A 528-nucleotide genomic window follows, 5' to 3' on the forward strand; every position below is an offset into this window, starting at 1 on the left:
AGGAGGGAAGATTCCTGCTGAAATACAGTGTCTTCACCACCAGGATCTTGATAAAATGTATGGATAATCAGTATGCGCATAATAAAAGACTTATGCAAATGTACAATTTTGAGGTGACTTCCTTTAAAGGGACAAAATTGCCATTTCTATATGATTATTGCTATATTCGCAAGATTCGATCGTAAAGATATATGCAACATTTACAACAACTCGTGATAGAGGCGATAGAGACAAGTCAATTTCCTGAAACACCATCAAATTTATATGATCCGATACGGTATATATTGACTTTGGGCGGAAAGAGGGTTCGACCAGTGCTGACATTGATGGCTGCCGAATTATTCGGTATGCAAGAGATGGATGAAATTATCCCTGCTGCCAAGGCAGTGGAGTTTTTTCATAACTTTTCACTGATCCACGATGATCTGATGGATAAGGCTCCTTTAAGAAGGGGTAAAACGACAGTTCACGAAAAGTGGGATGCTAATATTGCTATATTGTCTGGAGACGGCTTGTTGGTCAAAGCTT

The 528-nt window shown here is 39.2% G+C and carries 1 protein-coding gene; it reads left to right on the plus strand.

What is annotated here, in order from left to right; all coding sequences use genetic code 11:
* Positions 1-191: 191 nt before the first annotated feature.
* Positions 192-528 (plus strand): polyprenyl synthetase family protein (locus LE190_RS22230; RefSeq protein WP_225240605.1); only part of this gene is annotated, 337 nt, incomplete at its 3' end.

Origin of the sequence: Massilia hydrophila (assembly GCF_020208145.1) — a bacterium.
GTDB classification, from domain to species: Bacteria; Pseudomonadota; Gammaproteobacteria; order Burkholderiales; family Burkholderiaceae_D; genus Telluria; species Telluria hydrophila.